At 69.0% G+C, this 23,997-nt stretch carries 19 protein-coding genes; 10 read left to right on the top strand and 9 right to left on the bottom strand.

The features are described from left to right. Window positions 1-3: 3 nt before the first annotated feature. On the bottom strand, window positions 4-2,343 hold the full coding sequence (locus tag BM417_RS03190) for a hypothetical protein (protein ID WP_093588187.1): 2,340 nt from the start codon (window positions 2,341-2,343) through the stop codon (window positions 4-6). 120 nt (window positions 2,344-2,463) lie between these two features. Between BM417_RS03190 and BM417_RS03185 the strand changes: the two genes are divergently transcribed. Further along, complete coding sequence (locus tag BM417_RS03185; protein ID WP_093588186.1) at window positions 2,464-4,341, top strand: S41 family peptidase; 1,878 nt, start codon at window positions 2,464-2,466, stop codon at window positions 4,339-4,341. Window positions 4,342-4,395: 54 nt separating this feature from the next. Here BM417_RS03185 and BM417_RS03180 read toward each other — a convergent pair whose 3' ends face one another. Both BM417_RS03180 and BM417_RS03175 read right to left on the bottom strand, forming a co-directional pair. Then, window positions 4,396-4,971, bottom strand: coding sequence for a hypothetical protein (locus tag BM417_RS03180; RefSeq protein ID WP_143138477.1), 576 nt, complete (start codon window positions 4,969-4,971; stop codon window positions 4,396-4,398). Window positions 4,972-5,043: 72 nt separating this feature from the next. Further along, window positions 5,044-5,970: a LuxR C-terminal-related transcriptional regulator gene (locus tag BM417_RS03175; RefSeq protein ID WP_143138476.1), complete on the bottom strand. Its 927-nt coding sequence runs from the start codon at window positions 5,968-5,970 to the stop codon at window positions 5,044-5,046. A 182-nt stretch (window positions 5,971-6,152) separates the two neighbouring features. Between BM417_RS03175 and BM417_RS03170 the strand changes: the two genes are divergently transcribed. Beyond that, entirely contained in the window at window positions 6,153-7,946 is a 1,794-nt protein-coding gene (locus BM417_RS03170; protein ID WP_218164303.1) for a S8 family peptidase, read from the top strand. A gap of 63 nt (window positions 7,947-8,009) precedes the next feature. On the opposite strand, the gene BM417_RS03165 is transcribed toward BM417_RS03170, so the two are convergent. After that, window positions 8,010-9,242: a glycosyltransferase gene (locus BM417_RS03165; protein ID WP_093588183.1), complete on the bottom strand. Its 1,233-nt coding sequence runs from the start codon at window positions 9,240-9,242 to the stop codon at window positions 8,010-8,012. Between the two features lie 97 nt (window positions 9,243-9,339). Here BM417_RS03165 and BM417_RS03160 point away from each other — a divergent pair, with 97 nt between their 5' ends. Next, window positions 9,340-10,089 carry a PIG-L family deacetylase gene (locus BM417_RS03160; RefSeq protein WP_093588182.1) on the top strand — a complete coding sequence of 250 codons (750 nt, stop codon included), beginning with the start codon at window positions 9,340-9,342 and terminating at the stop codon, window positions 10,087-10,089. 56 nt (window positions 10,090-10,145) lie between these two features. Here BM417_RS03160 and BM417_RS03155 read toward each other — a convergent pair whose 3' ends face one another. The 4 genes from BM417_RS03155 to BM417_RS03140 form a co-directional block, all read right to left on the bottom strand. Next, on the bottom strand, window positions 10,146-10,766 hold the full coding sequence (locus BM417_RS03155) for an LPXTG cell wall anchor domain-containing protein (RefSeq protein WP_143138475.1): 621 nt from the start codon (window positions 10,764-10,766) through the stop codon (window positions 10,146-10,148). Between the two features lie 135 nt (window positions 10,767-10,901). Continuing rightward, window positions 10,902-13,772 carry a bifunctional RecB family nuclease/DEAD/DEAH box helicase gene (locus BM417_RS03150; protein ID WP_093588180.1) on the bottom strand — a complete coding sequence of 957 codons (2,871 nt, stop codon included), beginning with the start codon at window positions 13,770-13,772 and terminating at the stop codon, window positions 10,902-10,904. 209 nt (window positions 13,773-13,981) lie between these two features. Next, the gene (gene ku / locus BM417_RS03145; protein ID WP_093588179.1) at window positions 13,982-14,644 is read right to left on the bottom strand and encodes a non-homologous end joining protein Ku; all 663 of its coding nucleotides are present in this window, start codon (window positions 14,642-14,644) and stop codon (window positions 13,982-13,984) included. A gap of 179 nt (window positions 14,645-14,823) precedes the next feature. Further along, window positions 14,824-16,209, bottom strand: a complete 1,386-nt coding sequence (locus BM417_RS03140) for an SDR family oxidoreductase (protein WP_093588178.1) — start codon at window positions 16,207-16,209, stop codon at window positions 14,824-14,826. 26 nt (window positions 16,210-16,235) lie between these two features. Between BM417_RS03140 and BM417_RS03135 the strand changes: the two genes are divergently transcribed. The 3 genes from BM417_RS03135 to BM417_RS03125 are packed head-to-tail and all read left to right on the top strand — an operon-like array spanning window position 16,236 to window position 18,610. After that, the gene (locus tag BM417_RS03135; RefSeq protein WP_245821650.1) at window positions 16,236-16,940 is read left to right on the top strand and encodes an HAD family hydrolase; all 705 of its coding nucleotides are present in this window, start codon (window positions 16,236-16,238) and stop codon (window positions 16,938-16,940) included. 54 nt (window positions 16,941-16,994) lie between these two features. Next, the gene (locus BM417_RS03130) at window positions 16,995-18,197 is read left to right on the top strand and encodes a DUF4231 domain-containing protein (protein ID WP_093588573.1); all 1,203 of its coding nucleotides are present in this window, start codon (window positions 16,995-16,997) and stop codon (window positions 18,195-18,197) included. Further along, window positions 18,194-18,610 (top strand): SLATT domain-containing protein, encoded by a 417-nt coding sequence (locus tag BM417_RS03125; RefSeq protein ID WP_093588176.1) that lies wholly within the window; start codon window positions 18,194-18,196, stop codon window positions 18,608-18,610. The genes BM417_RS03130 and BM417_RS03125 overlap by 4 nt, the downstream gene beginning before the upstream one ends. Window positions 18,611-18,889: 279 nt before the next feature. On the opposite strand, the gene BM417_RS03115 is transcribed toward BM417_RS03125, so the two are convergent. Further along, window positions 18,890-19,582 carry a DUF2306 domain-containing protein gene (locus tag BM417_RS03115; protein WP_177320252.1) on the bottom strand — a complete coding sequence of 231 codons (693 nt, stop codon included), beginning with the start codon at window positions 19,580-19,582 and terminating at the stop codon, window positions 18,890-18,892. A 91-nt stretch (window positions 19,583-19,673) separates the two neighbouring features. On the opposite strand from BM417_RS03115, the gene BM417_RS03110 reads away from it, so the two are divergent. The 4 genes from BM417_RS03110 (at window position 19,674) to BM417_RS03095 (ending at window position 23,809) form a co-directional block, all read left to right on the top strand. Then, a complete protein-coding gene (locus BM417_RS03110; RefSeq protein WP_245821648.1) occupies window positions 19,674-19,889 on the top strand; it encodes an RNA-binding S4 domain-containing protein in 216 nt (71 codons plus the stop codon). 376 nt (window positions 19,890-20,265) lie between these two features. Then, window positions 20,266-21,774 carry a sugar transferase gene (locus tag BM417_RS03105; RefSeq protein WP_093588174.1) on the top strand — a complete coding sequence of 503 codons (1,509 nt, stop codon included), beginning with the start codon at window positions 20,266-20,268 and terminating at the stop codon, window positions 21,772-21,774. A gap of 14 nt (window positions 21,775-21,788) precedes the next feature. Then, on the top strand, window positions 21,789-22,811 hold the full coding sequence (locus BM417_RS03100; RefSeq protein ID WP_245821647.1) for a Gfo/Idh/MocA family protein: 1,023 nt from the start codon (window positions 21,789-21,791) through the stop codon (window positions 22,809-22,811). Next, on the top strand, window positions 22,811-23,809 hold the full coding sequence (locus BM417_RS03095) for an NAD-dependent epimerase/dehydratase family protein (RefSeq protein ID WP_093588172.1): 999 nt from the start codon (window positions 22,811-22,813) through the stop codon (window positions 23,807-23,809). Before BM417_RS03100 ends, BM417_RS03095 begins: the two co-directional genes overlap by 1 nt. The last annotated feature ends 188 nt before the right edge of the window (window positions 23,810-23,997 follow it).

The raw sequence follows: 23,997 nt of genomic DNA, 5'->3' as shown, positions 1-23,997 counted from the left end.
GGTTCAGATCGGGCGAGCGAGCTCCGTGAGCGCGTCTCGATAGGCCGCGCACAGGTGATAGTCGCCGTGAGTCTCCACTTTGTCCGGTGACCCGTTCGTCTCGCCGGCGCGGCGGTCGAGGTCGTTCGGTTCCCAGCCGTGCACGGGAAAACCCAGGTAGTCGGTGCGGCGCCACAGGTTGATCCAGTTCTTGCCCATCAACGTGGTGAGCCCGCGTTCCGGTGTATCGCCTGGATTCCGGCGCCACGGATCGCACGAGAACATCGCGCCCGCGCGCACGTCCGGTGTGCCCAGGACCGAAGGTCCCAGCAGTTCGGGGAAGATCCGCCCGAAGTACGGCCGCAGCTGCACGCCGTAGGTGAGCAGCCGCACGCGCTCGAGATAGCCCTCCGGCAACGCGAACAGCGCCGCCACGGCCAGCACGGCGCCCAGGCTGTGCGCGGACAGCACCACCCGGTGATCAGGCGACTCGTCCAGGAACTCGCGGGTTCTGTCCGCGATCTCCGGCACCGCGCGCTCGGCGTAGCAGGGCGGTGCGAACGGGTGGGCGGTGCGCGGCAGGAAGCACATGAGGTCCCACACCAGCCCGAGCGGCCGCCGGTTGGTCAGCATCCCGGCTCCGACGAACGAGCCGATCACCGCGACCCCGGCGAGCCCGGTCACCCAGTCGCCCTTGCCCACCACCCACGTCACACCGGACCACTGCGACCACGCGGGCGAGGCGAACGCCAGGTAGCAGGTCAGCACCAGGGCGAGCACGCCCAGTGTCGACAGCACCCCGGCGACGTTCTCCGCCCGGTGCGTCACCGCGACCACGTGCCGCACCCGCACGACGAGCACCTCGGCCTCGTCGTCGAGCACGGCGGGTTTGGTCAGCCGCGACAGCAGCACGACGGCCTGGGCGAGCACCAGCAGCACCAGCGGAACCAGTGCGACGGCGAACGCGGCGCTGAACCACGAGTAGAACGGCGGCGCCTGCAGTCCCGTGCCGATCCAGCCCCGGAACGTCAGCACCAGCACGGTCGCCAGCGTCACCGACGACGTCAGCGACAACCCCAGCAGCACACCGGGACCGGCGCCGCGCCAGGCCTGCCACTGGTCACCGGCACGCGGCCGGGCCCGCCACGCCAGCGCCCCGCCGAACACGACCGCGCCGATCCAGGCGAGCGGAACCCAGTACGTGGCAACCATGAAAGCCACGAACAGCACGAGCATGACCAACGGCCCTTTGGCGTCGTTGCGCCGCCACGACCACGCGGCCAGCACGGACCCGAGCAGCGCGACCGTGACGACCGGCGGTCCCCACGACGTCAGCCACAACGGCCCGTCGAAGGCCGGCTCGATCGCGTACAGGCCGAACCCGTGCGCCACCAGCACGAGCACCGCCGAGATCATCAGCAGCCACGACCACAGGCCGCCCTTCTCGGTCGACGGCACGTCCGGGCAGTCGGTCGCCGTCACCACGACCCGCGCCATCACGACCGCCAGCACCCCGGCCGCGAGCACGGTCAGCACCAGGAAGAACGCGTGCCGCCACAGCTGCGCGCTCGTCACCAGCACCACCACGCAGCACCCGGCCGAGATGTGCAGCCGGGTGAGCCGGCGGATCCGCGGGCTGCCCTCCCACATCGACGCCCTGCTGAGCATCACGCCCGGCCGCCGCACCGGCCTGCGCCGCATCGTCGCCTGCTCGTACCTGCTGCGCGACAACGAGGTCAGCGCCACCAGCCCGAGCAGCAGCAACACCGGCACGACGGACGCGGCGAGCACCCTGACGTGCCGCGCGGGGTCGCCGAGCACGTCCAGGAAGTCCGGCAGCCGCTTGCAGGTGGTGCCGGGCAGCGAGCACTGGATCGCGTAGACGTCGATCGCCACCTCGCACACCGCGAGCACCAGCAACACCGTCAGCCCCAGCCCGAACAACCGCGTGCTGGCCGCGCCGCGCCCGGCGTTCCACCACACCATGTGCCTGGTCGTCGGTGTCGAGTCGTCGGGGAGCTTCCGGGACCAGTAGGCGACGTTCGCCAGCCCGAACGGCAGCAGCAGCGCCCATCCGACGCGCCCCAGCGCGTTCGCGAGCACGGACGGCACCCCGCTGCCCGGCACACCCGGACTGCTGCGCGCCATGCCGCCCCACGAGTACGCCTCGCGCCGCACGGCCGCGGGCACCTGCCCGGGGTGCTCCGCCGGCAGCTCGGCGAGCTTGTCCGGCTTCGGCCGCCAGAAGCTGCCGAACCGGTCGCCGCGGAACTGTTCGACGGCGTGCTCGGGAAGGGCCAGCATCGCGTCCGGGGGTGTGTTGTTGACCCCGTGGATGCGCAGCTCCAGGACGCGTGGCTTCATGACCGGCCTCCCCTTTACTCCAGTTGTCGTCCTGAAAACTGCTCCAGTTAGCGGCCGAACGGGTGAAACAGGTGTATCCAGGCGCCCTGGAAAGCCTCTACTGGACAAGGAGGCCCCACCATGACCACAACCGCTCACCCGAACGTCGCAAACTCCGTCGGACTCGCCGAGTTCCTCGCGACGGCGGGCACCCTCACCCTGGCGCAGCGCAAGCTCATCGTCGACCAGGCGCTGATCCTGCTGGAGCAGAACTACGCGCACCTTCCTCTCAAGGTCGCCATGCACGCGGTGAATCCTGTGCAAAGACTCAGGGTGCTCCGAGCCAGACTCGAACGGCAGACCGATGCCACGGCCGAGGCCGAGTGGCAGTTCCACCGCGAGCTGTCGAGCACCTTCCACTCGGTGCGCGACCTGCACACGAACTACCTGCTGCCCGCGCCGTTCGCGGGCAAGATCGCCTTCCTGCCGTTCCAGCTGGAGCGTTGTTTCGCCGCCGACGGCACCGAGCAGTACCTCGTCGCCCGCACGGTCGCGAACTTCAACGGCCTCGCGGTCGGCGCCGAGGTGACGCACTGGAACGGCACGCCGATCGCCCGCGCGGTCGCGTTGAACGGCGCGGTCTTCGCGGGCAGCAACGCCGCCGCGAACCACGCTCGCGGCCTGGAGTCGCTCACGTTGCGCCCCTTGGTGATCCAACTTCCGCCCGACGAGGACTGGGTCGTCGTCACCTACCGCGACGAGACCGGCGCCGCCGCCGACATCCGCGTCGACTGGCAGGTCACGGAGAACCTCCCTCCGATGACCGACGTCGACTCGCTCAGCCCCGCCGCGGCCGCGCAGGGCGTCGACCTGGACTCCGACGAGAAGGCGCGCGCCAAGAAGTTGTTGCACGCGCCCAAGGTCGTGCAGGCCGAGGCCGCCGGTGGCGCGGTCGCGATGGCCGCGCAGGACGTGGCGACGACGATGCCCGGCGTGTTCCGCGCGCGTCCGATCACCACGCCGTCCGGCACGTTCGGGCACCTGCGGATCTTCACGTTCAGCGTCGACGACCCGGACGCGTTCCTCGCCGAGTTCGTCCGGCTCGCGAACCTCCTGCCGCAGAACGGACTCATCGTCGACGTCCGCGACAACGGCGGCGGCCACATCTTCGCCTCGGAGTTCCTGCTCCAGACGATGACGCCACGACCCGTGCAGCCGGAGCCCGTGCAGTTCCTGAGCACGCCGCTGAACCTGCGGATCTCCCGCCGCCACGCCGAGAACCCGACCGGCCAGATCGACCTCGGCCCGTGGTTCCCGTCGCTCGACAGCTCGACCGAGACGGGCCAGGCGTTCTCCTGCTCGCACACGATCACGCCGGTCGAGGGCGCGAACGCCGTGGGCCAGACGTACCACGGTCCGGTACTGCTGATCACCGACGCGCGCTGCTACTCGGCCACGGACATCTTCGCCGCGGGCTGGGCCGACCACGACCTGGGCCCGATCCTCGGTGTGGACGACAACACCGGCGCGGGCGGCGCGAACGTGTGGACGCACGGGCTGCTGATGACACTGCTGAAGATCCCGGCGCCGGGCGACGGCGAGTCGCCGTACAAGTCGTTGCCCAACAGGGCGAACATGCGCGTGTCGATCCGCCGCACGTTGCGCGTCGGCAAGCTCGCCGGCACGCCGGTGGAGGACCTGGGTGTGCGCCCGACGCACCAGCACAAGGTCACGCGCGCGGACCTGTTGCAGGGCAACGTGGACCTGCTCGCACGGGCGGGCTCACTGCTGGCCGCGCTCCCGGTGCGGCGGCTCGGAGTGGCGGTCGAGGGAACGACCGTCTCCCTGGACACCGTGAACCTCGACCGGGTGGACATCTACGTCGATGGCCGCCCCGCCACCTCGCTGGACGTGACCGACGGCGCGCACACCGCGACGTTGACCGCGACCGGGCGCGAGGTGCGCGTCGAGGGGTTCGCGGACGGGCAGCTGGTGGCCGCGCGCAAGGTCGCCAGCTGATCGAGCGGGCGCTTCCGGTGACTCCATGACCGGAAGCGCCCGCTCTCTCAGGAACTACCTCGTGAACGTGTACGCGCGGTCGGAGGCCACGGCCGCCAGCTGCGCCTCGGTGCCCGGCGTCCAGCTCTGCGCCCAGACCACCTCACCGTTGCGGCGGAAGTTCCACGCGACCGTGATGCCGTGCAGGTCGTTCTTGGTGAAGACCGTCACGCCACCGCGGTGGTCGCTCGTCCTGCCGGTGCACTTGTCCCGCTCGCAGAGCTGCGCCGGCGACTCCCGGAAGAAGCCCGGCGCGTTGACCTGCATGAACACCGTGCGGCCCTGGTCGCCGACGGTGAACTCGGTCCAGTTGGTCAGGTACTGCATGTCGTCGAACAGACCCTCGGCCTCGCCACCCCAGTTGCCGGGAGCGACGTTCTGCGCGCCGTGGAAGACCTTCGGGAAGGTCTGCCGCTGGCGAGCGGTGAACCCGGCCGCCTGCTTCTCCAGCTCCGCCTTGGTCTTGTGGACCGGCGTGACGTCCTTCGGTGGCCACACGAGGTCCCCGGAACCCGATGCCGATGCCGTGCCCGCGAGACCGATCAGTGCGAGGCCCGTCAGGGCAGCCGCCATCACCTTGCGCATGCGCATTGTTGAATCCCCCTGGTGAGAACTTGCTTGCTGTGGGTGAATACGCCACAAGATCACCGGAGGTTGCGTCGGCTACAGCCAGCCTCGCCGCATGGCCTGCACGCCCGCCTGGAACCGCGTCTGCGCCCCGCACCGGTCCATCAGCTGCCGCACCCGCCGCTGCACGGTCCGCGGCGCGAGCCCGAGCTGGCGCGCGATCGACTCGTCGGTCAGCCCGGCGGCGAGCAGCCCGAGCAGGTTCGGGTCCACGTCGGCCGCCGCCGCGTAGATGCCGCCGGGGCTGAACGGGATTCCCTTGTCCCAGTACAGCTCGAACGTCGAGCGCAGCACGTCCAGCAGGGCAGAGGGCCGGATCAGCAGCACCTTGTCGATCACGTCGCCGGACGCCACCGGCAGCACGGCCGCGTGCGCGTCGATCACGGCGAGCTTGAACGGCAGCGTCGGCGTGACGCGGGCCCGTTCGCCGGCCGCGACCAGTTCGATGATCTCGGTGACACGGCCCGGCAGGTCCACAGCGGACCTGTCGTAGACCACCCGCCACTGCACGTCGCGCTGCCGCGTCGAGTCCTCCAGCTCGGCGTGCTCCTCCTGCGGCGACAGGTACGGCGGCTGGTCCAGGACGCAGACCTCCTCGCGCGCGCCGCCCAGCAGCGTCCGCCACAGATCGCGCACGGCGTCCTTTCCGGACACCACCTCGACGAACGCGTTGTCCGCCAGCTCCTCGTCGCGGTTGCGCAGGTACAGCTCCATCAACGGGCCGACGTCCGCGCGGGCCCGGCGGTTGGCCTCCTCGCGGGCCGCGATCAGCGCCTCCACGGCGAGGTCGGGCGGGACGGCCTGCCACACGTCGCCGGGCAGGTGCCGGACCATGCCGAGCTCCCGCATCGACTCCAGCAGGGCGGAGGACGCGCCGATCTCGTCGGTCGTGCGGCTGCCGCCCGTTACCAGAAGCTCGTAAACAGCGGTCTGTTCCGCGTTGACGCCCAGGTGTCCCAACACGGCCACATTGTGCGCCATTCAGCGCAATACCCCTGTCGTGAACACGCCAGTGTCGTTAAACGGCCTCCGCTAGACCTGTTTTCGCGCCTGTGACCCGGCTTACGGTCCCTCCACCTCCGCAGCCGGTTCAGAACACTGACGCCCTCAACGGCACGCGAAGGCCCTGCGTGGAAGGACCTCACGTGAACGGATTGCGACGCACGAGCCTGTGCGCCGCGGCAGTTTCCGCCGCCGTGTTCAGCGTTGTCTCACCCGTCAACGCCGCTCCAAGCCAGATCCAGTCCCAGCCGGACTCGACCCAGGTGAACCGACCCTTCGAGCGGCTGATCGTCGGCTACAAGCCCGGCACCGCCGAGGCCTCGTCCGACACCGCTGCCTCGGACGACGCCCGCAAGAAGGGCAAGTCCGTTCACCGCCGCACGGCGAGTGGCGCGGTCGTCGTCGACCTCGGCGCGAAGACCACGAACGCCGACAGCACGATCCAGGCGTTCAAGAGCGACCCGAAGGTCGCCTACGTCGAGCCGGACCTGCTGATGCAGCCGTTCGCCGACCCGAACGACACCGAGTACTCCCGGCAGTGGGACCTCTTCGAGGCCACCGCGGGCATGAACGTGCCCGGCGCGTGGTCCAGCAGCACCGGCACCGGTGTGACCGTCGCGGTCATCGACACCGGCTACGTCGCGCACAGCGATCTGGCGTCCAAGGTCGTCGCGGGGTACGACTTTGTCTCCGATTCGGCGCGCGCTCGTGACAACAACGGCCGTGACTCCAACCCGGCCGACGAGGGCGACTGGACCGCACGCGGTGAGTGCGGCACGGACGCCAACGGCCAGCCCGTTCCGGCCGCGGACCAGGGTTCGTCCTGGCACGGCACGCACGTCGCCGGCACGATCGCCGCGTCCACGAACAACAGCAAGGGCATCGCGGGCATCGCCTACGACGCCAAGATCCAGCCGTTGCGCGTGCTCGCCAAGTGCGGTGGCGCCACCTCGGACATCGCCGACGCGATCACCTGGGCGTCCGGCGGCACGGTGAGCGGCGTTCCCGCGAACACCAACGTCGCCAAGGTCATCAACATGTCGCTGGGCGGTCAGTCGTCCTGCTCGACGACCTACCAGAACGCGATCAACGGTGCCATCAACCGCGGCACCACGGTCGTCGTCGCGGCCGGCAACTCGAACGCCAACGTCGCCAACTTCACCCCGGCCAACTGCAACGGCGTTATCACCGTCGCGGCGACCGGCCGTGAGGGCAACAAGGCGTTCTACTCGAACTTCGGCACCCGCATCGACATCGCGGCGCCCGGCGGCGAGACCCGTCGCGGCACCGACACCCCCGGCACCATCACCACGCCGGAGAACGGCATCTGGTCGACGCTGAACGCCGGCACCACCACCCCCGGTGCCGAGAACTACAAGCCCTACCAGGGCACGTCGATGGCCGCCCCGCACATCGCGGGCCTCGCGGCACTGCTGGTGGCGAAGAAGCCGTCGCTGACCCCGGCCCAGGTCAAGGACCTGATCAAGACGAACTCCCGTCCGCTGCCCGGCACCTGCTCCGGCGGTTGTGGCGCGGGCCTCGCGGACGCCACCAAGGCCGTGAACGCCGTCGACACGACTCCGCCGCCCTCCGGTGGCCTGGAGAACACGACCGACGTCGCCATCCCGGACCGCGGCACCGCCGTGACGTCGTCCATCACCTCCACGGTGACGGGCAACGCCTCCTCGGCCACCAAGGTCGGCGTGGACATCGTCCACACCTACCGCGGTGACCTGGTGATCGACCTGATCGCGCCGGACGGCACCGCCTACCGGCTGAAGAACTCGTCCTCTTCGGACAGTGCCGGCAACGTGGTGGCGACCTACACGGTCAACGCCTCGTCCGAGGTCGCGGCGGGCACGTGGAAGCTGCGGGTCCAGGACGTGTACTCCGGTGACACCGGGTACATCAACTCCTGGAACCTGACCCTGCAATAGCTCCACGAGTTCGCCGAGGGGCGGCGCCTTCCATCCCTGAGATCTGGGGGAGGCGCCGCCCTTTCACATCCGCACCAGCTTCCGGTTGCGGTGCACGATCCGTTCCAGGTAGTCGGCGACGTCCCGGATCGACGGCAACCCCAGCACGTGCCGCTGCGCCCGCCGCACGCCCGCCCTGATCCCGTCGTCCGTCAGCGCGCGCCGGCACGCGTGCGCGACCGCGTCGGCGCCGAAGTCCTGCACCCGCACGCCCAACTGGAGCTCGCTGACCCGATGAGCGTTGTGCATCTGATCGTGCAGAACCGGCAGCACGGCCGACGGCACCCCGGCCCGCATCGCCTCGCGAACCGAGTTGTACCCGCCGTGCGACACCAGCAGGTCCGCGCTCTGCAACAACAACGCCTGAGGCAACGACTCGACCAGGTGCACGTGCGAGGCCGTGGCCTCCACCGGCAACCCGCCCGTCAGCACCACCGCCTCGCAGTCCACAGAGGACAGTCCGGCCACCATCGCCTCCAGGTGGGCCAGCGGCGAGCGGTCCAGGGCCTGCGCTGGCAGCGCGTCGAAGTCGAACAGCTCCAGCGACGACTCGGACTCGAACACCCCGCCCGAGGTGGAGGTCGACGCCACCACCAGCGGCCGCGCCGGGTCCAGGTCCGCGAGCCACTGCGGCAGCCGTTCCCCGGCGCTGTGGTGCGTCGGCTGCTGATAGGCGAACGCGGGAGGCATCGGCTGGCGGGCGAACGAGTAGCCCGGCGGGACCGCGTCCAACCGGCCGTACCGGTGCGCCGAGTCGAGGGACTCGTGCAGCGGCCGGCGCAGTTCCGCGCGGCGTTCGTTCAGAGCGTTCAGCAGCGTCAGGCGGTCCATGTACTGGCCGACACCGGTCGGCGTGGTCACGTGCGGCACGCCCAGGTGCTCGGCGACGAGCAGGCCCGCGAACTCGATTCCGCCGCGCAGCACCAGTTCCGGCCGGAACTCGGTGGCGACGGGCAGCAGCGCCTGGACAGCCGCGGTGATGTGCGGGCCCGCCGCGAACTCGACGATCATCTCGTCGGAGAACGGGTCGTAGTCCGGCGGGAGCGTCAGAACCTCGCCCTGCAACAGGTCCGCGAGCTGGTCGGCGACCTCGGGGAACACGGCGGCGACCTGCACCGGCTCGTCCGCGAAGCCGCGCAACACCGACGGAGGACCCGCCACCAGCACCTCGTGGCCGAGTGACGTGAGCATCGCGACCAGCGGCAGGGTGGCTCGGGCATGGGCGGCCGAGAACGCGACTGTGCACAGCACGCGCACGGCGTCCTCCCCGCGGCCGAGGGTTTGTTCCCCACCTTAGAGAGTCGCGGGGGCGCGGGGGAATGGCGAAGTTCCACTCGCGGGTAACGTCGCGGACATGGCGACATTGGTGACGTTCCACGCCCACCCCGACGACGAGTGCATCGTCACGGGTGGCGTGATGCGCAAGGCGTTCGAGGAGGGACACCGGGTCGTGCTCGTCGTCGCGACGCGCGGGGAGGCCGGCGTGGTGCCGGACGACCTGGCGGAGGGCGAGGAGCTCTGGCAGCGCCGCGTCGTGGAGACGCACGCGTCGGCGGACCTGCTGGGGGTCGCGCGCGTGGAGTTCCTGGGGTACCGCGACTCCGGGATGATGGGCGACGAGCTCAACGGGCAGCCGGGGACGTTCTGGACCGCGGACGTCGAGGAGGCCGCCCAGAAGCTCGCGGCGATCCTCGTCGAGGAGGACGCGCAGGTGTTCACCACGTACGACAGCTTCGGCGGCTACGGCCATCCGGACCACATCCAGGCGCACCGGGTGGGCATGCGGGCCGCGGAGCTCGCGGGCACGCCGGCCGTCTACCAGGGAATGGTGCGGGAGTCGGAGTTCCGCGAGGCGTTCCGGTTCGCCGACATGGAGGAGCCGCCGCCGCTCGGCGAGGGCGCGGTGCCGGAGTCGCAGATCAACGTCGGCGTCGACGTCACGAAGTACCTGGAGGTCAAGCGAAAGGCGATGCGCGCACACGCCTCGCAGATCTCCGAGCAGTCGTTCTTCCTGTCGCTGGACGAACCCACGTTCGCGCACGCGTTCGGCACCGAGTGGTTCATCCGCGAGGGCCACGGGCCCGCGACCGAACTGGACCTCTAGCAACGAAAAAGCGGGGCGGTCCTTTCCGGACCGCCCCGCTTTCTGGATCAGCTGGTTCAGGCGCTGCGACGGCGCAGGAACAGCAGGGTGCCGGCACCGGCGCCCACGAGCCCCAGACCCGAGAGCAGCAGCCACAACGGGGACGCACCGGTCGCCGCGAGGGGCGGCTCGGGAGCGCTTCCACCGGGAGCGGCCGGGGTCGAGGGCGGCGGGGCCTCGGAGGACGAGGGCACCTCCGGAACCGTGGTGGCCGGCTTCGTGGTGGTGGTCGTCGTCGTGGTCGGCGGCTTCTGCGCGCACGGCTTGTCGACGGTGTACGTGAGGAACTTGTCGAAGTTCTGGCCCTTCGACTTGTTCGTGTCATAGGCCTTCACGTCGACGGTGAAGGTGTGGGCGACAGTGCCGTCCAGACCCTTGAACGTCTTCGTCCAGGTAGTACCGAACTTCTCGGTCTCCTTCCCCTGTTCGGGGGTGAGAACCTTGTCACCGTCCTTGATCACGACGGTGTTCCGCTTCTCCGGCGCGAACTGCGTCAGGTTCACGTAGAGGACGACGTCCTTGCCGTCGCACTCCGCGTACCCGTCAGCGGTGTGCGCACTGGCTGGAGTCGCCATTGCCAACGTGGCCACGGCAGCGGTAGCGGTCACCGCGAAAGCGCCGAGAACTCTCCTTGCCAACGAATCTCTCCTGCTCTGCTTGATGCGTGGCGGGGTCGAGTACACATTCATGATCTGAATCACCCGACCGGGTGAACCGCGCCACGCTAGCAACCGAGAGCACTCGAAAGGTCACTGTATGACAACGCTACGGCGTCACCACGGATAGATCCTCATGTTTTCTGTTAGGCCGATCGTGCCCGCCACCAACCGCATCTGCTCCACGCCCCGGACGTCGGCGTCCAGCAGCCGTGGCGAGCAGATCATCACGGCGAGCGTCTGGGCCCGGGAGAGTGCCACGTTCAATCTGTTGCGTGACAAAAGAAAGTCCAGGCCACGCGGCAGGTCCACGGTGGACGACGACGTCATGGACATGATGACGGCGGGTGCCTCCTGGCCCTGGAAGCGGTCCACGGTGCCCACCCGGGTTTCGCCGAATCCCGCATCGGCGAGCCGTCGCCGGATCACCCGCACCTGCAGGTTGTAGGGCGCCACCACGAGAATGTCCGCATCGGTCAGTTCGCGCGTTTTGCCGTTGTCCGTCCACGTGCGACCGACGATCGCGCGCACGGTGTCCACCACGGCCTCGGCTTCTTCGGCCGATGACGTGATGTTGTGGCGGTGGTCGACCTCGCGAAGGTAGATGCCGGGCTCGATGCCGGAGATCGACCGATGCGCGGCGGATTCGTGCGAATGGAGCAGACCGGCATAGGAGAGTTCGGACACCGGCCGGCAGACTGCCGGGTGCATTCGCCGCGTCTCGGCCAGGAAGTAGCCCAGATGCGCGGGGATCACGTCCGCGTCGCCGAGCAGATGGCCCAGCGCGGAGGCGTCCGAACCGGGCGGGTGCACGCCCTGGACGACCTGCGGCAGTTGCTGCGGATCGCCCAGCAGCACGAGGTTGCGCGCCGCCGTCGCCACCGCAACCGCGTCGGCCAGTGCGAACTGCCCGGCTTCGTCGATGATCATCACGTCGAACGGCTGCGCCTTGATCACGGCGTTGGAGAACGTCCAAGCGGTGCCGCCGACCAGGTGGCCCTGCGGGTGTTCCTCACGCCACCGGGCCAGCGCGCCGTTGTCCTTCGGCTGGTCCCACGGCAGACCTTCTACGGGCTTCTTCTCCTTGGAGCGCTTGGCCATCGGGATGTCCGGGTCGACGCTCGACAGGACGTTCTCGACGGCCTTGTGCGACGTCGAGGTCACCGCGACGGTCTTGCCCTGGTCGATCAGGTGCCGGACGAGCTTGGTGGCGAGGTAGGTCTTGCCGGCGCCGGGCGGTCCCTGCACGGCCAGGGTTCCGCCGTCGAGCTGGTCGACAGCCTTGATCACGGCCTGCACCACGTCGTCGTGCTGCGGCAACGGTTGCGCGGGCGGTGTGCGCAGCAACAGGTCGATGCCGGGGTTGCGGGGGAGCAGCGGCAGCAGGCCGACGGCCTGCTCGGCCAGGTCCGCGACGGCCTCGTCCTTGGGCGACGCGGGCACCGGACTGCCCGGCAGCACGGCGATCGGCAGCTCTGAATGCTCCTGCGAGTTGCTCTCGGTCAGCACCAGCTCGTACGGGTTGTCATCCGCGACCACCGCGTTGCGCGTGACGTTGCCGGGATACAGCAGCCGAACCGACTCGTTCGCGCCGAACGGGTGTGGACGCTCCGGGTCGATCCGCGCGTGCACCTGTCGCTTGTGCGTCCGGACGCGCCCGGCCGGCGGCACCCAGTCCTCGGCCTTGAGCGTGATCGGCACCGCGCAGTTGGAGTCGGTCTCCAGGTCGGAGATCGGCGCGAGGGCCTGCCGGAAGAAGTCACCCCACGCCGGACTCGCCTCCCGCCGGTGGTACCCGACCGTCGCCGCGAACAACGCGTGCCCCTCGGCGATCAACGGCTCGGTCAGCGCCGCCATCCTGCGCGCCCGCTCGGCCGCCTTCTCGCGAGCGGCTTCGTCCTGCTCCTGCGGCGGCGCGGTCTCGATCTCGCGCTCGACCTTGATGCCGTGCAACAGATCCCGCAGCCCGCGAGTCGGAATCTCGTCGTCCAGCAACGGCTTCAGCGCCGGCAGCGTGTACTCCCGGGTGGACACCCGCAGCACCCGCCGCGTCAACGCACCCAGATCGACACACCTGCGCACCAGTTCGTCCACCTCGGACTCTTTGGTCGCCGTCCGCGCGGCCCGGCCGGCGAGGTCGTGCGGCGTGAAGTGGTAGACCGTGCCCTCCGGCGTGCGGTCGACGAACTCCGCGAACGTCCCCTCCCACCCCGGCGTCCGGAACGTGTCACCGTCGACCTCCAGGAACACGTCGTCCTCGGCCGGCTCCGGCAGGTTCGCCAACGCCTCCGGCGCGACGACCTCGTAGGTGGTGACGCCGGTGCGTTCCTGCTGCACCTGAAGCCGGGCCTGCGCGGTCAACGCCGTGAACGACGCGGGCGACAGCGTGGCGGGCCGCTCCTCGGTCGCCGCAAGCGCGTCGATGGTGTCAATGCCGACCGAAACGAGCTTCCGCCGCTGGTCAGCCCGAAGACCCGCCACGAGCGAGAGGTCCCGCGCCTCCTCGCGACCAGAAGCGCAGTGACGAGCGAACCGGCACCCGTTGCACGCCGCCCGCACCTCGCCCCACGACCGCTTGGGCGCAGGCGACGGCTTCGCGAGCCGCGTGCGGAGGCGCCCCAGCAGGGGAAGGAAGTCGGCGACGCGGAACGACGTGCGCCGCCCGTCGACGATGAGGTGCGCCCGCGCGGCACCCAGCGCCTCGGCAGCCGCGACCAGCGACAACACGGCCAGAGGAGTCGCGTCCGGGGCCTCGTCGCACGGCTCGTAGCCCTCGTCAGTGCGTACGAGGGTCTGCGCCGAACAGTGGAACACGCCGTCGAAGAACACGGCGTTCTCGACCAGGTCCGCGCCGGACCGCATCTCGGCCGCCGTCCGGGCGGCCTGATGGTGCAGCTCGGAGGGGTCGCCACGCCGTTCGTCACGAGCGAGGAAGCTGCGGTGCTCGCATTCGAGCAGGTCGACGAGATCGGACGGGCTGGCGAGCATGGCTGCCGATGCTAGTGGAGTGACTCAGAACGCGGGCGGCGTATCCGCGCTCAGCAGGGCGCCTCGCGGCACCACGATGCACCCGTCTGACCACGAATACACCGGCCACGTTCTGAGCCACACCACTAGCGCCGCCCCCTGACAGAACGGGCGCGCGACCCGCGTTCATCCCCGAGACGCGGGTCGCGCACCCGCACCATCAGGAGGCCCTAGACGTTCGCCTCCACCAGGTGAAGCAGGGCCTCGTGGTGCGTGTTCGGGTAGTCGTGCGGCCGGAACGGACGCGTCTGCGCCCGCACCAGCGCCGCCGCGGCGGCCAGTTCGCCGGTCCGCACCTCGGTGTCCCGGTGCAGGAACGCGAAGTGCGGCTCCCGCACCTCGTCCGGCCACAACAGCGTGTGCAGCACCAGAACGCCCTGCTGCGGACGCAGAGCCGCGAGCGTTTCCTTGCCCCGCAACGCGAACTTCACGATCGCCGCGGCCTTGGTGCGCTCCAGCGTCTCCCGCAGCAGCACGTAGGACCGCACCGCCAGGTCGTCCGGCTCGACGTAGTAGCTGCGGTGCAACGCGACCGGGTCCAGGTCGACCTGCGGCGCGAACTGCTGCACGTCGATCACGCCGTCCTCCGGCGCCGGCAGGTCGCCGGGGTCGATCTGCACGATGCGGCCGTCGTCGAGCTCGTAGCCCCGCCCGATGTCCTCCGGCGTGAGCCGCAGCGAGCACTCGCCGCACACCTGTTGGTGACGCACGCGCCCGCTGTCCTCGCGGTGCACCAGGTGCACCTTGCTGCGATGTTCGGTGGCGGCCGACACCAGCCGCACCGTCATCGTCGACATCCCGAACCGAAGTGCTCCCCGCCACACAGTCCTCATGACAAATGAGTACTCGAACAGGTGTTCAAATAACCCTCTGACCTGACGAAAGGGCTCGTTCGGGCGCGTCCGACGGGTACCTCGGACACGTGTATCTGTGACATTTCCAGAAGCCGAGGTGTGGTGTCGCCTTGGTGAGGTTGTCGGCAGGCGAGAAAAGCGCTCGCGAGCCGACAACCTCACCAAGGCGAAGGCGCGTAGTCCTTCAGGAAGCAGCCGTACAGGTCCTCGCCCGCCTCACCGCGCACGATCGGGTCGTACACCCGTGCCGCGCCGTCGACCAGGTCCAGCGGGGCGTGGAAGCCCTCCTCGGCGAGCCGCATCTTCATCGGGTGCGGGCGCTCGTCGGTGATCCAGCCCGTGTCGACGGCGGTCATCAGGATGCCGTCGGCCTGCAGCATCTCCTCGGCGCTGGTGCGCGTCAACATGTTCAGCGCGGCCTTCGCCATGTTCGTGTGCGGGTGGCCGGAACCCTTGTAGGCGCGGGAGAACTGGCCCTCCATCGCCGACACGTTCACCACGTACTTGCGGCGGTACGAGGACTTCGCCATCGACGACCGCAGCCGCGAGATCAGCAGGAACGGCGCCGTCGAGTTGCACAGCTGCACTTCCAGCAGCTCCACCGGGTCGACCTCGTCGACGTTCTGGATCCACGAGTTGACCGGCGCGGTGTCCGGCACGAGGCCGCCCGCGTCGATGTCCTTCGAGCCCGCCATCAACGCCAGCGTCGTCACCGAGTGCGCCTCGGGCACGGCGGTGCCGGGCAACGCCAGCTGGCCGTGCCCGCCGAACGAGATCAGCTCGGGGCGACGCGCGTCACCCGTCAGCTCCTCGTGCTCGGCCTGAGCGAGCGGCGTGTAGGCGTTGGCCGAGCGGCGGACGGTCTGCGCGGCGTTGTTGATCAGCACGTCGAGCGGTCCGCGCGTCGCCACCTCGTCGGCCAGGGCCAGCACCTGGGACGGGTCGCGCAGGTCGATGCCGACGATCTTGAGCCGGTCGATCCACTCGGCGGAGTCCGGCATCGAGGCGAACCGGCGGGCGGCGTCCTTGGGGAACCGGGTGGTGATCGTGGTGTGCGCGCCGTCACGCAGCAGGCGCAGCGCGATGTACATGCCGATCTTCGCGCGCCCACCGGTCAGCAGCGCGTTGCGGCCGGTCAGGTCCGTGCGGGCGTCGCGCTTGCCGTGGTTGAACGCGGCGCACTCCGGGCAGAGGTTGTGGTAGAAGGCGTCCACCTCGACGAACCTCTTGCGGCACGTGTAGCAGGACCGCGCGCGCAGCAACGTGCCCGCCGTGGCGCCCTGAGCGTTCGACACGAGGGGGAGGCCCTGCGTCTCGTCGTCGATGCGGTCCGGCGACCCGGTGGCCGTCAGCGCGGTCACGGCGCGGTCGTTGGCCGTGATGGCCGCCTTGCGCTCGGTTTTGCGGAACTTCTTCGCGGCCTTGAAGATCTTCGCGGTGGCCCGGCGGACGCGCACGGCGTCGTCGTGTTCCGCCGGCAGGTCCTCGACCTGGGCAAGCACGCGCAGGCAGACTTCCAGCTCTGCGGGGTCGATCGAGGTCATGAGCAGGCATTTTACGGGGTGAGGGGGTGCTCGGAGTGACTGGGCCCGAACTGCTGGTGCTGTGGGACATCGACAACACGCTGATCACCGCGCGCGGCTTCGGCGGACTGATGTACCGCGAGGCGTTCCAGACGGCGTTCGGCAGGGACCTGGCGGGCCCCGTCGACCTCGGCGGGCGCACCGAGCTGGACATCATCTCCGAGACCCTGCGGCAACACGGCATCGAGCACACGGAGGAGGCGTCGCAGCTGCTGGCGAACGCGCTGGCGAACTCCTTCGAGGCACGCCGGGCCGAGCTGCCCGGCCACGGCGAGGTGCTGCCCGGCGCGCTCCAGGCGCTGGAACACTTCGCGGACGACCCGCGCGTGCACCAGGGCGTGCTGACCGCGAACCTCCGGAGTGTGGCGCTCATCAAGCTGGAGGAGTTCGGGCTGGCGCACCTCGTCGACTGGGACGTGAGCGCGTTCGGCGACGACCACGCCGACCGGGCCGAGCTCGTGACGTTCGCCCGTGAACGCGCACAACACATCCGGCCGTTCACACATGACGAGGTCGTGCTCATCGGCGACACCCCGCACGACGTCTACGCGGCGACCAAAGCCGGTGTGCGGCTCGTCGCCGTGGCCACCGGGCGCAGTTCGAGACAGGATCTCCACCAAGCTGGAGCCCAGATCGTGATCGACGACCTGAGCGACCTGTCGCGGCTGGCCAGGAGCGTGTGGGCCACCTGAGACGGGTCTGAACGGCCCTGGCCCCTGCTCGATCACGGCGTTATGGTGCGCGGCATGCCCACAGCAGGTGGCCCGACAGTCAAACGGCTGTCCCAGCCGGACGCCGACATCAAACCGAAGGCCCTCGGACTGCCCCGAGGGCGCACGGTGATCTCGGTCTTCGGCTCCACAGAAGACATCGAGACGGATCTCGCCGCGAAGTTGTTGCCGGTGCTCAGATCCGTGGTCGTGACGGCGGCGCGCAACGGCGCCGTGTTCGTCACCGAAGGCACCGACCGAGGCGTTGTCCACTTGCTGGGCATGGCTTTGCAGGCGTGCGAGCAGCGCTGGCCCGTCGTGATCGGTGTCGCGCCGAGCAGCAAGGTGCACGACCTCACCGAGACCTCCACCAACGGTCAGGTCGCGCTGGAACCCAACCACAGCATCGCCGTCATCGTGCCCGGTTCGGAGTGGACGGACTCGACGCCGGTGCTGTTCCGCACGATCGACGCGGTGCGCAACAAGAAGCCCGTCGTCGCTCTCGTCGTCGGAGGCGAGAACGAGCAGGAAGTGATCGACCACCTCAGCGGTGACAACCCGCTGCTGGTGCTCGCCGGCACCGGTGGTCTCGCGGACCGCATCGCGACGGGCGACCTCAAGGGCGACCTCGCGGTGCTCGTGCGCAGCGGCAAGATCTTCATCATCCACGTCGACGAGGGCGCCGGTAAGGCCGTCACCGCGCTGGAGCGGTTGCTGGGCAAGGAGAAGCCCGTCAAGCCGCCGAGGATCCTGCCCAAGGTCCGGTACCGGGCGCCGGAACCGCGCCCGCTCGTCGACCCCGGTTTCGTCGTGGCGTACCCGACGCTCGCCGACGCCATCCACGACGCGAACCAGGTAGTCGCGCCGGCGTTCCAGGAGCTCGACTCCGAGGCGGAGGTCGAGCAGAACCGCTACCGGCTGATGGCCGTGCTCGCGATCGCGGGCGGCCTCACGACGACGGTGTTCGCGGCGCTGCAGACGTGGCTCAAGGACACTCCGTGGCCGGGAGTGCTCGTCGTGGCGGGTGGCGCGTTCGCCGCGGCCATCACGATCGTGGCGCGCAAGCGGGAGTCGCTCGACAAGTACCTCACCGCCCGGTCGCGCGCGGAACGCCTGCGGGCGCTGTACTTCGCGCACCTCGCCTCCGTCGCGCCCGCCACGGAGGAAGAGCGCCTGGACAAGGTGGCGGATCTGGAAGCCGCGGTCAGCAACCGCAAGCACGAGGTGGTACGGACATGAGCGACAAGCAGCGCCAGGCCCAGTTCGTGGAAGCCTATCTGCGCCACCGCTTCCAGGACCGGCTCGACCACTTCGAACGCGCCCGCAAGCGCTATTCCCGTGCTCGCACGTGGACGGTCGCGCTCGCGGCCGCCTTCTTCATCGCCGCCGCTGCCGCCGCGGCCGTGGGGATGGCGGACGGGCCGCGGCGGGCCATGTGGGGTTTCGTGGCAACGGTTCTCGCCGCTTTGGGCACCGCGATGTCGCTGTACGAGGCGACGTTCGGGTTCCGTCGCCTGGCGCGGGAGAGCGCCACCACTTCCGTTGCGCTGCAACGACTTGCGGTGGACGGTCCCACGCCGGACGATGTGGACGACGAACGGCTGGTCGCATTTGTGACCGAAGTGGAGTCCGTGCTCAGGTACGGCAGGTAAAGCCAGAATCTGGCAGGAATGACGTGGGGACGGTTCCGGGAAAACGCTGCCTCGGTTTACACGCAGCGTGGGTGATCGATTACGGTAAGCACCGGTTCTGGTGTTTCCGTCACCCAGTTGCCATGATGACCACATCCCCCGATGCGGAAGCAGGCACGAGATGACTTGGGCGCGTCCCGCGATCGCCGAGCCCGAAACCGGCACCTTTGCCGAGGCCAAGGCTCTGGAAAAGGAGCACAGCACGATTCAGAACAGCAAGGCGGCACGCACCGTGGCCTGTCACGCCACGGACGCGCTCGACTGCGCTGACCTGCTGGAAATGCTCGGCTTGAGCGCCACGGAGGGCAAGGTCCGGGTGTAACCCCGCGACTGGATCCACCACTCGGCCACCAGCAGGTTCACCACGAACGACAGCCAGTTCGCGGTGGCGAAGATGAGCAGCCCGTCTGCGCCGTCACTGCCGGGCATCAAGGAGCCGAGAGCCAGGCCCCACAGGCGACCCGTCACGGCGGCGCCAGTGAGTGCGAAACCGCGGATCATCCAGATGCGGTGCTCGCCGAACTGGCGCCGCCGTGCCGTCTTCAGGCCGTAGAGCGCGGTCACGAACCACAGCACCGACAGAACCGTCAGCGGCGCGGACGACGCCAGCCCGGCGAGCGACAGCTGGGCGCACACGACGCCGAGCACCGACGACGGCAGGACCGCCGCGAAGTAGACGCGCCCCATCGCCCGGTGCACCCGCGGATGCCGGCCGCGCAGGCGGGGCCAGAACTGCGAGACACCCGCGAGGACCGCGACCGTTCCGGTGAAGATGTGGGCGACCAGAAGCCCGTAGTGGACCGGCCCGTGCAACGGCGGTCTGGCCTGGCTCATGTCCAGACCGACGTACGCGCTCGCTGCGAAGATCGTTATCGCGACGCAGACGAGTCCCGATACCGCCAACCAGGCGGCGTACCCCCAAGAAGTTTTCATACCTTCAAGGCTGTCAACGCTTTCACTCGAACGCGCTGGTGTGTGCCCCCGACCGAGCAGTGGGGAACGCCCTACTGGGATGATGAGACTCATGCGGACGGTCGAGATCTCCGAAGAGCCGATCAGGCTAGGACAGTTCCTCAAGCTGGCGCAGCTGGCCGAGGACGGCGCGCACGCCAAGGAGCTCATCGAGGACGGGGAAGTCCACGTCAACGGCGCTGTGGAGCTGAGGCGTGGCGCACAGTTGCGGCACGGTGACGTGGTGGTCGTCGAGAGTGATGAAGTGCGCATTTCCGTTCGGCCGTAGCGCATTGCTCCGTTCAGCGGTAAGTGCATGCACAATGGCAGTCGATCAGACTAGGGCCTGAAGACCTGTTCTGAGCCATTACCTCGCGACATAGGGCACCAATATGTCCCTTGTGGACATCTGGAATCGTCTTGCGTCGCCTTGGTTTCCAGTCGATGAGACGTGCGTCACGTCCGGTATTCGGTCACCGGGGAAACTTTTTTCCAGGGTCTGTAACGCGGATCCCGGTACGTGCGAATCACCGGTTGCGAGCTTCGGATGCCGAGCCAGATTGTGGCGTGTCGAAGATCGCGGAACCGAACAAGATTCAAGGTCCTCGGGGTGACCTGTGCCGGTGCACGTCCAAAATCGCCGCTGAGCCGGGGAGATCAGAACGATGAGTGAGCAGGTCCGTGCTGCCCGTGACGTCGCTGCCCGTGACGTCGAAGGGTTGCGCTCCACGCTCAATCCTCTGTCGGAACACAGACAGACGCACCCACCCGTTGCCCGCTGGGAAAGCCGCTACCGCTATGCCGTGATCACCGCCGACGTGTTGACCGTTGCCCTGGTCGTCGTCGCCGTCGGTGCCGTCATGAGCATCAGACACGCCGCTTTCGGCCCGCTTTCCCTTGCATTGCTGGACGTACTCACAGTAGTCCTCGTCGTCGGTTCGCTCGCGATCAACCGCGTGTGGACGCCGACCGTTCTCGGTCAGGGTGCCGAGGAGTTCCGAAGACTCGGCCGGGGTCTGTTCGGCGCCGTCGTGGCGCTCGGCCTCGGAGCGCTCGCCGTCGACATCCCCGGCGCCCGCCTGTGGATCTTCGTCGTAGTCCCCGCGATCGCCCTGGTCGCGTTCCCCATGCGTTACCTCCTGCGCCGCCCGCTGCATCGCGGCCGCAGTGAAGGACGTTTCCTGCTGTCGGTCCTCGCCGCCGGCAACCTCGACACCGTCGAGGACCTCATCCTCCGCACCAAGCGAGTCGCCCACCTCGGCTGGCGCGTGGACGCGATCTGCACGATCGACGGCCGCGGCCGCTCCGGGACCGACGTCGACGGCGTTCCCGTCGTCGGCCAGCTGCGCGAGCTCGCCGAGCACGTCCGCCGTGGTGGATACCGCATCGTCGCCATCACGCCCGACGCCTACTGGACACCTCGCCGTCTCCAGCAGCTCGCGTGGGCGCTCGAGGGCTCCGGTGCCGAAATGGTCGTGTCGCCCGGACTCATGGAGGTCGCCGGCCCGCGACTGCACATGAGCGCCGTGCTCGGCATGCCGCTGCTGCGCGTGAGCGAACCGGCACTGAGCGGATTCCGCCGTCTGGTCAAGGAAGTGGTGGACCGCGTCGGAGCGTTCCTCCTCCTCTTCCTGCTGGCGCCGCTCATGTTCGCGGTCGCCGCGTTCGTGATGATCGACAGCCGTGGTCCCGTCTTCTACCGCCAGAAGCGGGTCGGCAAGACCGGCGTGCCGTTCACGATCATCAAGTTCCGCACGATGGTGACCAACGCCGACGCGTTGCGCGCCAGGCTCGCCAGTGTCGACGAAGGCAACGGCGTGCTGTTCAAGATGAAGAAGGACCCGCGCATCACCAAGGTCGGCACGTTCCTGCGCCGCTACTCGATCGACGAGCTTCCGCAGCTGTTCAACGTCCTCGCGGGCAGCATGTCGCTCGTCGGTCCGCGCCCGCCGCTGCCGGAGGAGACCGCGAAGTACTCCTCGGACGTGCGGCGCCGTCTGCTGGTGAAGCCCGGACTGACCGGCTTGTGGCAGGTGAGCGGACGGAGCGATCTCTCGTGGGAGGAGTCGATCCGCCTCGACCTGCGCTACGTCGAGGACTGGTCGCTCGCCCTCGACCTCGTGATCATGTGGAAGACCTTCCGCGCCGTCTTCGGCGGCCAGGGGGCCTACTGATGGGGAACCAAGACGTGATTGGCCTTGCTGTCATCGGAGCCGGGTACTGGGGGCCGAACCTCGTTCGCAACGCCCAGGCCACCCCCGAGCTCCACCTGCGTTACCTGTGCGACCTCGACGTCGAGAAGGCCCAGCGCGTGCTGGGTCAGTACTCGACCGTGCGTGCCACGGCGTCGCTGGACGAGGTCCTCGCCGACCCCGACGTCCACGCGGTCGCCATCGCCACCCCCGCCGCCACCCACCTGCCCGTCGCACTGGCGGCGCTGGAGGCCGGCAAGCACGTTCTCGTGGAGAAGCCGCTCGCGGCCAGCTTCGAGGACGGCCGCAAGCTCGTCGACGCCGCCGAACAGCGCGGCCTCACGCTGATGCTGGACCACACCTTCGCGTACACGTCGTCGGTGCAGCACCTGCGCAAGATCATCCGCGGTGGCGAGCTCGGTGACATCCAGTACATCGACTCGGTGCGCATCAACCTCGGTCTGGTGCAGCCGGACGTCGACGTGCTGTGGGACCTCGCCCCGCACGACCTCTCGATCTTCGAGGCGATCCTGCCCGACGACGTCTACCCGGTGGAGGTCGCGGCGCACGGCTCCGACCCGATCGGCGCGGGCGTCGCGTGCGTCGGCCACCTCACGGTGCGGCTGTCCAACGGGGCAATCACGCACGTGCACGTGAACTGGCTGTCGCCGACGAAGATTCGCACGATGGTCATCGGCGGTTCGCAGCGCACGGTCGTGTGGGACGACAACAATCCCGCACAGCGACTGTCCATTTACGACCGGGGCGTCGACAAGTCCCCGGAGCAGCAGAAGATCTCCTACCGCACCGGCGACATGGTCGCGCCGGCGTTGGTGGAACGTGAGGCGCTGCGCTCGATGATGGCGGAGTTCGCCGCGTCCATCACCGAGAAGCGGGCGCCCCTGACCGACGGCCGCGCGGGTCTGCGCGTGCTGGCGGTGCTGGAGGCGGCGTCGGAGTCGCTGCGCGCCGGCGGAGTTTTCGTTCCTGTTCAACAAGTTGAAGGCAAGGTGTCTTGATGTCTGCCCAGAACGACTTGGGCCAGCCCATCACGGGGCAGCGTGCTCTCGTCACCGGTGGTGCGGGCACGATCGGTTCCTCGGTGGTGGACCAGCTCGTCGCGGCCGGTGCGGCCGAGGTCGTCGTGCTGGACAACTTCGTGCGCGGCCGCCGGGAGAACCTGGCCCAGGCACTGGAGTCCGGTGTCGTCCGCATCGTCGAGGGCGACATCAACGACAAGGCGCTGGTGCGCGAGCTGACCGAGGGCATGGACCTCGTCTTCCACCTCGCCGCCATCCGCATCACCCAGTGCGCCGAGGAACCCCGGCTCGCGCTGGAGTGCCTGGTCGACGGCACGTTCACGATCCTGGAGGCCGCCGCGGCCGCCGGGGTGAAGAAGGTCATCGCGTCGTCGTCGGCATCGATCTACGGCCTCGCGGAGTCGTTCCCCACCAACGAACGGCACCACCCGTACAACAACGACACCTTCTACGGCGCCGCGAAGGCGTTCAACGAAGGCATGCTGCGCAGCTTCAAGGCCATGTACGACCTCGACTACGTGGCGCTGCGTTACTTCAACGTGTACGGCCCGCGGATGGACGTCCACGGTCTGTACACCGAGGTGCTCATCCGCTGGATGGAGCGCATCGTCGACGGCAAGTCGCCGCTCATCTTCGGTGACGGCGCCCAGACGATGGACTTCGTGCACGTGCACGACATCGCACGCGCCAACATCCTCGCGGCCAAGGCGCCGGTCACGGACACGGTGTACAACATCGCGTCCTCCCAGGAGACATCGCTCAAGGAGCTCGCCCTCGCGTTGCTTGCCGCGATGGACTCCGACCTGCCGCTGGAGCACGGCCCCGAGCGCAAGGTGAACGGCGTGACGCGCCGGCTCGCCGACATCAGCCTCGCGGCCACCGAGCTCGGGTGGAAGCCCGAGATCGGGATGGACGGCGGTCTACGCGACCTCGTCGCGTGGTGGCGTGCCGAGAAGGCCGCCGCCGAGACCGCCTGACCCACCAGGACCGCGGGCGCGGCCGACACCCCCAGGTCTGCCGCGTCCGCACCCCTTTCCGCGGTCGTCGTTCTGTTCCACCCGCCGTCGAACAGAGCGACGGCCGCGGACACCAACTCCATACCAGTGAGGCGTCCGCAAGTACCACCGACTCACAGTTGGCGGCACTTGCCGACGCCAGAACCGCC

Source organism: Lentzea waywayandensis, from assembly GCF_900115955.1.
GTDB lineage: Bacteria > Actinomycetota > Actinomycetes > Mycobacteriales > Pseudonocardiaceae > Lentzea > Lentzea waywayandensis.
Note: the sequence above shows the minus strand (reverse complement) of the source record. Positions and strands in the feature narration are given on the sequence as shown.

Bases quoted from the DNA above. Each gene is read 5' to 3' on its own strand.
- BM417_RS03140 (WP_093588178.1), bottom strand. From the start codon at position 16,209: ATGACCTCGATCGACCCCGCAGAGCTGGAAGTCTGCCTGCGCGTGCTT.
- BM417_RS03130 (WP_093588573.1), top strand. From the start codon at position 16,995: ATGCCCACAGCAGGTGGCCCGACAGTCAAACGGCTGTCCCAGCCGGAC.
- BM417_RS03105 (WP_093588174.1), top strand. From the start codon at position 20,266: ATGAGTGAGCAGGTCCGTGCTGCCCGTGACGTCGCTGCCCGTGACGTC.
- BM417_RS03190 (WP_093588187.1), bottom strand. From the start codon at position 2,343: ATGAAGCCACGCGTCCTGGAGCTGCGCATCCACGGGGTCAACAACACA.
- ku (WP_093588179.1), bottom strand. From the start codon at position 14,644: ATGAGGACTGTGTGGCGGGGAGCACTTCGGTTCGGGATGTCGACGATG.
- BM417_RS03110 (WP_245821648.1), top strand. From the start codon at position 19,674: ATGCGGACGGTCGAGATCTCCGAAGAGCCGATCAGGCTAGGACAGTTC.
- BM417_RS03125 (WP_093588176.1), top strand. From the start codon at position 18,194: ATGAGCGACAAGCAGCGCCAGGCCCAGTTCGTGGAAGCCTATCTGCGC.
- BM417_RS03180 (WP_143138477.1), bottom strand. From the start codon at position 4,971: ATGCGCATGCGCAAGGTGATGGCGGCTGCCCTGACGGGCCTCGCACTG.
- BM417_RS03150 (WP_093588180.1), bottom strand. From the start codon at position 13,772: ATGCTCGCCAGCCCGTCCGATCTCGTCGACCTGCTCGAATGCGAGCAC.
- BM417_RS03095 (WP_093588172.1), top strand. From the start codon at position 22,811: ATGTCTGCCCAGAACGACTTGGGCCAGCCCATCACGGGGCAGCGTGCT.
- BM417_RS03115 (WP_177320252.1), bottom strand. From the start codon at position 19,582: ATGAAAACTTCTTGGGGGTACGCCGCCTGGTTGGCGGTATCGGGACTC.
- BM417_RS03160 (WP_093588182.1), top strand. From the start codon at position 9,340: ATGGCGACATTGGTGACGTTCCACGCCCACCCCGACGACGAGTGCATC.
- BM417_RS03185 (WP_093588186.1), top strand. From the start codon at position 2,464: ATGACCACAACCGCTCACCCGAACGTCGCAAACTCCGTCGGACTCGCC.